Genomic DNA, 7,565 nt, shown 5'->3' on the forward strand with positions numbered 1-7,565 from the left:
GGAGGACTGCCATGCGACAGCTCATCCGTCCCGCGCTGAGCGGGCTGCTCGCCGCCGCGGGCGGCGTCGCCGCCGGGGAACTCGTCGCCTCGCTGGTGCGGCCCGAGTCCTCGCCGCTGGTCGCCATCGGCGGCACCGTCATCGACGCGACGCCGACGCCGGTGAAGGAGTACGCGGTCGCGACCTTCGGCACGTACGACAAGCCTCTGCTCATCGGCACCATCCTGGTCGTGCTCGCCGCGCTGGCCGCCGCCGTCGGCGTGCTCGCGGTCCACCACCGCACCGCGGCACTGCTCGCCATCGGCGCCCTCGGCCTGGTCGGCGCGGCCGCAGCACTCACCCGGCCCACCGCCCGCCCGATCGACGCCCTGCCCGCCCTGCTCGCCGGAGCCGTCTCCGCCGGACTGCTGGCCTGGCTGGCCCCGAAAGCCGCCCCCGCGGCCCCGCCACCGGTTGTCGGTCCCACCACGGCCGTCGACGGCGCGCACCCGCGTGACCCCGCGGCGATCCCCGCCGCAGGAGCCGGTGAGGCGAGTCCGGACGACAGCGCGGCCGTGCTCCCCTCCCAGCGAACCGGCCGCACCGAGCGGCGCTCGTTCCTGATCGCGGCCGGCCTGGTCGCGCTGGGCACCGCGCTCGCGGGCGGCCTGGCCGCGATCATCCGGCGCAGCGGGGCGCAGGCCGCCGACGAGGCCCGCGAGGCGATCACGCTGCCCGCTCCCGCCGACCCCGGGCCGCCGCCGGAGAAGACACCCGGCTTCTACACGCCCAACCAGGACTTCTACCGCGTCGACATCGCACTGACCGTGCCGCGCGTCGACCCGCGCCAGTGGACCCTGCAGCTCACCGGCATGGTCGACCGGCCCACCGAGCTGACCTTCGACGACCTGCTCAAGCAGCAGCTCATCGAACGCGACATCACGCTCAACTGCGTGTCCAACGAGGTCGGCGGGCCGTACGTCGGCAACGCCCGCTGGCTCGGCGTGCCGCTCGCGCCGCTGCTGCGGGCCGCGGGTGTGCAGGCCGGCGCGGACCAGATCGTCGCCCGGGGTGCGGACGGCATCACCATCGGCACCCCAGTCGCCACCGTGCTCGACGGCCGCGACGCGATGCTGGCGCTGGGCATGAACGGCCGGCCCCTACCTGCGGAGCACGGCTTCCCGGTACGCATGCTCACCCCCGGCCTGTACGGCTACGTCGGCGCCGCCAAGTGGATCACCTCATTGGAGCTGGCCACGTTCAGCAGCTTCGACGCGTACTGGGTGCAGCGCGGCTGGGCCGCGATGGGCCCGGTCAAGACGGCCTCCCGCATCGACCGGCCCAAGGCGTTCGCCCGGCTCACGGCGGGCACGGTGCCCGTGGCCGGGGTCGCCTGGGCGCAGCACCGCGGCATCAGCGCGGTCGAGGTCCAGGTCGACGACGCGCCGTGGCAGCAGGCCACACTGCTGCCGGTGCCGTCCACCGACACCTGGGTCCAGTGGACCTGGAACTGGCCGGCCGCCACCGCCGGCAGCCACACGCTGCGGGTACGCGCCGTCGACGGCACCGGGGCCCTGCAGACCGAGCAGCGGGCCGATCCGTTCCCCGACGGGGCGTCGGGCTGGCAGAGCGTCCTGGTGACCGTGGCGTGACACCGCCCGGTCCGGACCGAATCACCGCTCGGAGTGAGGTGCCCTGAGATGACCCGCGGAGCTGACATCATGTGTGGCGTGACCGGAGAACGCGATCTCGGTGCGCTGCTGCACGGGCTGCAGCCCCAGCGCCACCCGTACGAGTACGTCTTCACCACCGTCACCGGCGCGGTGCCGCCGGGCGTGCACCCGGTCGTCATGGTCGCCGAGCCGGAGGGCACCACGCTGGTCGTGATGCGCGCCGAGGCCGACGCGGCGGGGCTGCCGTACGACTTCGTGGCCGCGTGGATCACGCTGCGGGTGCACTCGGCGCTGGACGCCGTCGGGCTCACCGCGGCCGTCTCCACCGCGCTGGCCGACGTCGGCATCAGCTGCAACGTGGTGGCCGGCTACTTCCACGACCACCTGTTCGTCGGCTGCGCCGACGCCGACCAGGCGATGGCCGTGCTGGCCGGACTGTCCACCGCCACCCGCCCGGTCAACGCCTGACCACGACCGCCCCACCGGCAAATACCGCGCCGAGTCTCCGGAGGCCCGGCTAAGGTCCCCGGGTGAGTTTTTCCACGGCGGCCCGGCAGGTGCGCGACGCCTCGCTCCCGGTGTCGCGACGTGCCGCGGCGTTCCGCAGGTGCGTGACGGCCTACGCCCCGCTCGGCTACGGGCGCACCCTGGCATTTCTCGCCGATCGCCATGGTGACCTCCGGAAACCGGACGCCATGCTCGCCGCGTTGGCCACCCTGGACCTGAGCCGCGACGCATGGCTCGCCGAGCTGGACGCCTTCGCCCGCCGCCGCAAGACCGCCAAGGCGGCGGGATGCCGGCAGGTCGGCCGGGCGGAGCTGCTCCGCGCCATGGACTACGGCTGGCCGGGCGAGGACGACCCCGCCACCGGCCCCTTGGACGCGCGCTTCCTCGTCCGCCACGGCCGGGCGCCCGCCGACCTCGTCCACGGGCTGCGCACGTACGCCCTGATCCGCAACGGGCTGGTGACGCCGCCGCCGACCGCGCCCGTCGAGGCGACCGGAACGGCTGCCACGATCGGGACCCTGGCCGCCGCGATCGCCGTCCTGGCAGGCGGGGTGCTGTGGGCACCGCGTACCGTGTTCGTCGCGCTCTCGTCGGTCGGCGGCGCGATGATGGTGGGTGCGGCGATCGAACGGTTCCGCGGTCGTGGCAGCCGGAGCGGGCAGCCGCGCCGCTGACGTCCCGCCTGCCCGACTACTCCCGGCGGAGTAGCACCGAGCACTCCCGGTGTGCGACGACGGGAGGGTGGTGGCGGGCCTAGCGTGGGGGCATGACCTGGGATCACGACTACCCGCGCCGCCGACGGTGGCTGTTTCCGCTGCTCATCGCCTTCATCCAGGTGGTCGGGGTGACGTTCGCGAGCCGGGTGGCGGCCACGGAGATCGACGTCGACTTCCGGCCGCTGAACTGGCTCGGGTACGCGCTGCTGATGGGCTCGGCGGCGGCGATGTGGCTGTGGCGGGTGCACATGGTCGCCGCGCTGACCGCGGTGGCCGCGCTGACCGGCGCGTATGTCGCGATCGGTTACCCGCCGGGGCCGTTCTTCCTCGCGTTCCTGTTCACCCTGGTCGGAGCCGTGGTGCTCGGCCACCGGGTCGCCGCCTGGAGCACCGCCGCCGCGGGCTGGCTCGTGTTCGTGTTCCTCGGCTGGACGAACCACGCGCTGCCGTGGCGCGGCGTGGTGGCCGGGGCGGTGCTGGTCGGCGTACTGCTGATCGCACAGGTCGTCGCCGCCAACCGGGACCGGATCATCGAGCAGCGCCGCCGCCGCATCGGTGACGAGCGGCTGCGCATGGCCCGCGAGGTGCACGACGTCGTCGCCCACCACATCTCCCTGATCAACGTGCAGGCCGGGGTGGCGCTGCACCTGCTCGACGACGACCCGGAGCAGGCCCGCACCGCGCTGGCCGCGATCAAGACAGCCAGCCGGGACACCCTGCGCGAGCTGCGTGCCACCCTCGGCGTGCTGCGCGCCGTCGACGAGCAGGCCCCGCGCAGCCCCGCGCCGAGCATCGACCGGCTCGACGAGCTGGTCGCCCGGTTCGCCGGGGCCGGGCTGCGGGTCGACGTGCGGGTCACCGGCACGCCGCGGGAGCTGCCCACGCCCGTGGACCTGGCCGCGTACCGGATCGTGCAGGAGTCGCTGACCAACGTGCACCGCCACGCCGGCGTCGACAGCGCCCAGGTGACCATCGGCTACGACACCGACGAGCTCGTCCTCGACATCACCGACCGGGGCCGCGGCGGCGACACCGCCGACGGCAACGGCCTGTCCGGCATCCGCGAGCGGGTCGCCTCGCTGGGCGGCACGGTCGCGATCGGCCCGCGCGCCGAGGGCGGTTTCACCGTCTGCGCGGTCCTGCCCACCGGAGAGACCTCATGATCAACGTGTTGCTGGTGGACGACCAGGCACTGGTCCGCGCCGGATTCCGGGCCCTGCTGTCCGCGCAGGACGACATCACCGTGGTCGGCGAGGCCGCCGACGGCGAGGAGGCGGTACGCCAGACCGCCGCGCTGCGCCCCGACGTCGTGCTCATGGACATCCGCATGCCGCGCCTGGACGGCATCGAAGCCACCCGCCGCATCGCCGCCGACCCGGCCCTGACCGAGGTGAAGGTGGTCATCCTGACCACGTTCGACCTCGACGAGTACGTGTTCGACGCGCTGCGCGACGGGGCCAGCGGCTTCCTGGTCAAGGACACCGAGCCCGCCGACCTGATCCAGGCCGTGCGGGTGGTCGCCCGCGGCGACGCGCTGCTGTCACCCGGCGTCACCCGGCGGCTCATCGCCGAGTACGCCCAGCGCTCACGGCGGCCCAAGGACTCCGCCCGGCTCGCCGCGCTGGACGCGCTCACCGACCGCGAACGCGAGGTGATGGCCCTGGTCGCCGCCGGGCTGTCCAACGACGAGATCGGCGAGCGGCTGTTCGTCAGCCCCGCCACCGCCAAGACCCACGTCAGCCGGGCCATGGTCAAACTCGGCGCGCGCGACCGCGCCCACCTGGTCGTCGAGGCGTACGAATCGGGCCTGGTCCGGCCCGGCTGGACAGGAGACGCACCATGACCGCCCTCGACACCCCCACCCGTCGCGCGCGCACCCGGCCCGGCCCGCCGCGGCTGCCCCGCAACGCCCGCCGATTCCTGCTCACCGCGCACATCGTCACCTCGGTCGGCTGGCTCGGCGTCGCCTACGCGCTGCTCGTCATGGCCCTGACCGCGCAGGCCGCCGACGACCCGGCCACCCGCGCCACGACGTACGCCCTGATGCTGTCCTTCGACACCGCCGCGATGCTGCCGCTGGGCCTGGCCGCCCTGGTCACCGGCGTCATCCTCGGCCTGGGCAGCCACTGGGGCCTGCTGCGGCACTGGTGGGTCGCCGTCAAACTCGTGCTCAACATCGCCGTGCTCGTCGTGCCGATGCTCACCCGCCACCCCGCCCTCCTCGACGCCGTCGACGCCGCCCGCGCCGGCCTGCTCACCGGCCCCGCCCGGCAGGTCCTCGACGGCTCCATCGCCTCCGTCATCGTCCTCACCCTCGCCACCGTCCTGTCCACCTACAAACCCTGGGGCAAAACCCGCTGAGGGAAAGGAAGGGCACCTTCACAACGCTCCGCGTTGTAGAAGGCGCCCTTCCCATCGCCGCGGGCCGCCGGCAGCCCGGTGAAGCCGAACGCCGCCCCTCGTCGGATGTGGACACATCGCGGTCCAGCCGGCCCGAACGCGGAAAAGAACGCGAAGACCCGCTCCGGGTTCGCCTAGCATCCCCGCATGCACCCCGATCTGCAGGCGGCCGTGGAGCACCTCTACACCGCGTTCGCCCGGCACCCGCGCGCTGAGCGCATCGGCTACTGCGGTCACTGTGTGAGCGACGAGGAGGCCCTGGTCCTGCAGCGGACGCCGCTGCGCCGGCTGACCGCGGCCGATCTGCGGCGGTTCACCTTCAAGCTGCTGTCCACCTGGGGCGACGAGGCGGATCTACGGCACTTCCTGCCCCGCATCCTGGAACTGTTCGCGACCGGCGAGCAGCCCGACGACCACCTGCTGACCAAGACCCTCAGTAACGTCCGGTACCACGGGTCGGCCTGGGGGGCCGCCGAGCTCGCGGCCGTCGAGGCATACCTGACGGCGCTGATGCGGCAGATCCTCACCGATCGCGGCTCGGCCCTCAGCGTCGACGCCGTGCTCCGGGGCGCCGCCGAGAACGGGCACACCGTCGAGCCGTACCTCACGGTCTGGGCGCGCGAGCCCGGCGAGACCGCGACGATGCACCTGGCCTGGTTCATCGAGGCCTTCGGCTGGACCTTCTCCCGCGACGACCGCTATCACCACGAGGTCAGAGACTGGCTGCGTACGGGCGTTCCCGCGCACCGGCTGGAGGCGGCGTTCCTGGCCACCACCGACCCCGAGGCGGCGGACTGGTTCGGTCAGGCCCTCGAACAGCTCGAATTCCTGGTGGCCTGACCGGCTCCGGTCGCGCGCACGTGGACGCCGCGGCCGGCGGCACGCCGGGTCAGTTAACGCCCACACGCGAACGGTTAACCCGCATGCAACAGGCGGTCACTAGCATCGGCGACCATCAACGCGGCAGACGACGGCGTCAGTCCGGGCCGCTTCGAGGAAAACTCGGGAGCTCGCTATGGCACAGCACCTCCTGGTTGTCGACTTCGGCACGTACCAGACCACGGCCGCGCTGGTCGTCGGCGCGCAGGTCCATCCCGTGCCCTGCCCGGTGACCGGCGCGCTCAGCTGGCCGTCGGCGGTCTGCCTCGACGGCGACGCCCTGCTCGTGGGCACGGCCGCGGTGCGCCGGCGCGAGGCGCTGCCCCGCTGCTTCGCCACCGGGCCGCGGCAGTCGCTGGACAGCGGCGAACCGGTCCGGCTCGGCGAGCGGCAGGCCTCCGGCCAGGAGGTCCTGGCTGCCTTCCTGCACACGGTGCGGCAGGAGGCCGAGCGCCGGTTCGGCGTCACCGTCGACCGGCTGGCGCTGACCGTGCCCGCCTCCTACTCCGCGCACGACGTACGCCGCAGCGCCCTGATCGCGCTGGCCAGCGACGCCGGCTTCCCGGACGTGGAACTGGTCGCCGACGCCACCGCCGCGGTCATGGACCCCTACACCCACGGCGACCAGCCGGACGGCGCCCTGGTGCTGGTCTGCGACCTGGGCGCGTCGTGGACGGTGACGCTGGCCCGGATGCACGGCGAGCGCCCCGACGTGCTCGCCGACGAGACCTCGGGCAGCGGCCAGGACTTCGACCGGCTGCTCGTCGACGACCTGCGGGCGGCGCTGCACGACTGGCTCGCCCCGGCGCTGCAGTCCGGCGGCGACACCGGCCTGCACGCCCGGTTCGCGGCGGGCGAGTTCGTCCGCTCGGTCAAACACCGGCTGGCCGAGGCCGACGAGGTCGTGGACCGGATGACCCCGCACGCCCCGCCGTACCGGCTGAACCGGGCCGTCCTGGACCGGCTGGCCGAACCGGCGCTGCGCTGGCTCGTCGCGAGCTGTCGCGCGGTCGTCGCCCGTGCCGGTTTCACCCTCGCCGACGTCGGCGGTGTGCTGCTGGTCGGCGGAGCGTCACGGCTGCCCACGGCCCGTGCGGTGCTGCACGCCGAGCTGGGCCGCCCCGTGCGCCAGCCGAGCGAGCCGGAGTACGCGGTGATCCGCGGTGCGGCGCGCTGGGCCGGGCGGGTCGTCGCGCGGCGGGTGCCGGCCAACACCGCGTCGTGGCGCATGGAGCCGCTGAGCTGGGACCTGCCCGACGGCCGGGCCAGGCTGGTGCGCTGGCTGGCCGGTCCGGGACAGCAGTACGGCCCCGGGGCGGCGCTGGCCCAGGTGCGCACCGCCGACGACCGGGTGTACGACCTGACCGCGCAGCGCGAAGGCATCCTCCTGGAGCACCGCGTCGCGGCCGGG

Annotated in this window: 8 protein-coding genes; all 8 read left to right on the forward strand. The window is 74.0% G+C overall.

The features are described 5' to 3' along the window. Window positions 1-11 precede the first annotated feature (11 nt). On the forward strand, window positions 12-1,631 hold the full coding sequence (locus tag AB0B35_RS17470) for a molybdopterin-dependent oxidoreductase (RefSeq protein ID WP_361046292.1): 1,620 nt from the start codon (window positions 12-14) through the stop codon (window positions 1,629-1,631). 78 nt (window positions 1,632-1,709) lie between these two features. Next, window positions 1,710-2,120, forward strand: a complete 411-nt coding sequence (locus tag AB0B35_RS17475; RefSeq protein WP_361046295.1) for an ACT domain-containing protein — start codon at window positions 1,710-1,712, stop codon at window positions 2,118-2,120. Between the two features lie 62 nt (window positions 2,121-2,182). After that, on the forward strand, window positions 2,183-2,833 hold the full coding sequence (locus tag AB0B35_RS17480; RefSeq protein ID WP_361046297.1) for a hypothetical protein: 651 nt from the start codon (window positions 2,183-2,185) through the stop codon (window positions 2,831-2,833). Window positions 2,834-2,925: 92 nt separating this feature from the next. Next, window positions 2,926-4,038 carry a sensor histidine kinase gene (locus AB0B35_RS17485; protein WP_361046299.1) on the forward strand — a complete coding sequence of 371 codons (1,113 nt, stop codon included), beginning with the start codon at window positions 2,926-2,928 and terminating at the stop codon, window positions 4,036-4,038. Next, window positions 4,035-4,718 (forward strand): response regulator transcription factor, encoded by a 684-nt coding sequence (locus AB0B35_RS17490; protein WP_361046302.1) that lies wholly within the window; start codon window positions 4,035-4,037, stop codon window positions 4,716-4,718. The genes AB0B35_RS17485 and AB0B35_RS17490 overlap by 4 nt, the downstream gene beginning before the upstream one ends. Then, window positions 4,715-5,236 carry a hypothetical protein gene (locus AB0B35_RS17495; protein ID WP_361046304.1) on the forward strand — a complete coding sequence of 174 codons (522 nt, stop codon included), beginning with the start codon at window positions 4,715-4,717 and terminating at the stop codon, window positions 5,234-5,236. The genes AB0B35_RS17490 and AB0B35_RS17495 overlap by 4 nt, the downstream gene beginning before the upstream one ends. A 186-nt stretch (window positions 5,237-5,422) precedes the next feature. Beyond that, window positions 5,423-6,115, forward strand: coding sequence for a hypothetical protein (locus AB0B35_RS17500; protein WP_361046306.1), 693 nt, complete (start codon window positions 5,423-5,425; stop codon window positions 6,113-6,115). Window positions 6,116-6,290: 175 nt separating this feature from the next. Then, window positions 6,291-7,565: Hsp70 family protein (locus tag AB0B35_RS17505; RefSeq protein WP_361046308.1), on the forward strand; the 1,275-nt coding region annotated here is incomplete at its 3' end.

Origin of the sequence: Catellatospora sp. NPDC049133 (genome assembly GCF_040648455.1) — a bacterium.
GTDB classification, from domain to species: domain Bacteria; phylum Actinomycetota; class Actinomycetes; order Mycobacteriales; family Micromonosporaceae; genus Catellatospora; species Catellatospora aurea.

Coding starts and splice junctions, on each gene's coding strand:
- AB0B35_RS17490 (WP_361046302.1), top strand. CDS start 4,035: ATGATCAACGTGTTGCTGGTGGACGACCAGGCACTGGTCCGCGCCGGA.
- AB0B35_RS17495 (WP_361046304.1), top strand. CDS start 4,715: ATGACCGCCCTCGACACCCCCACCCGTCGCGCGCGCACCCGGCCCGGC.
- AB0B35_RS17470 (WP_361046292.1), top strand. CDS start 12: ATGCGACAGCTCATCCGTCCCGCGCTGAGCGGGCTGCTCGCCGCCGCG.
- AB0B35_RS17500 (WP_361046306.1), top strand. CDS start 5,423: ATGCACCCCGATCTGCAGGCGGCCGTGGAGCACCTCTACACCGCGTTC.
- AB0B35_RS17485 (WP_361046299.1), top strand. CDS start 2,926: ATGACCTGGGATCACGACTACCCGCGCCGCCGACGGTGGCTGTTTCCG.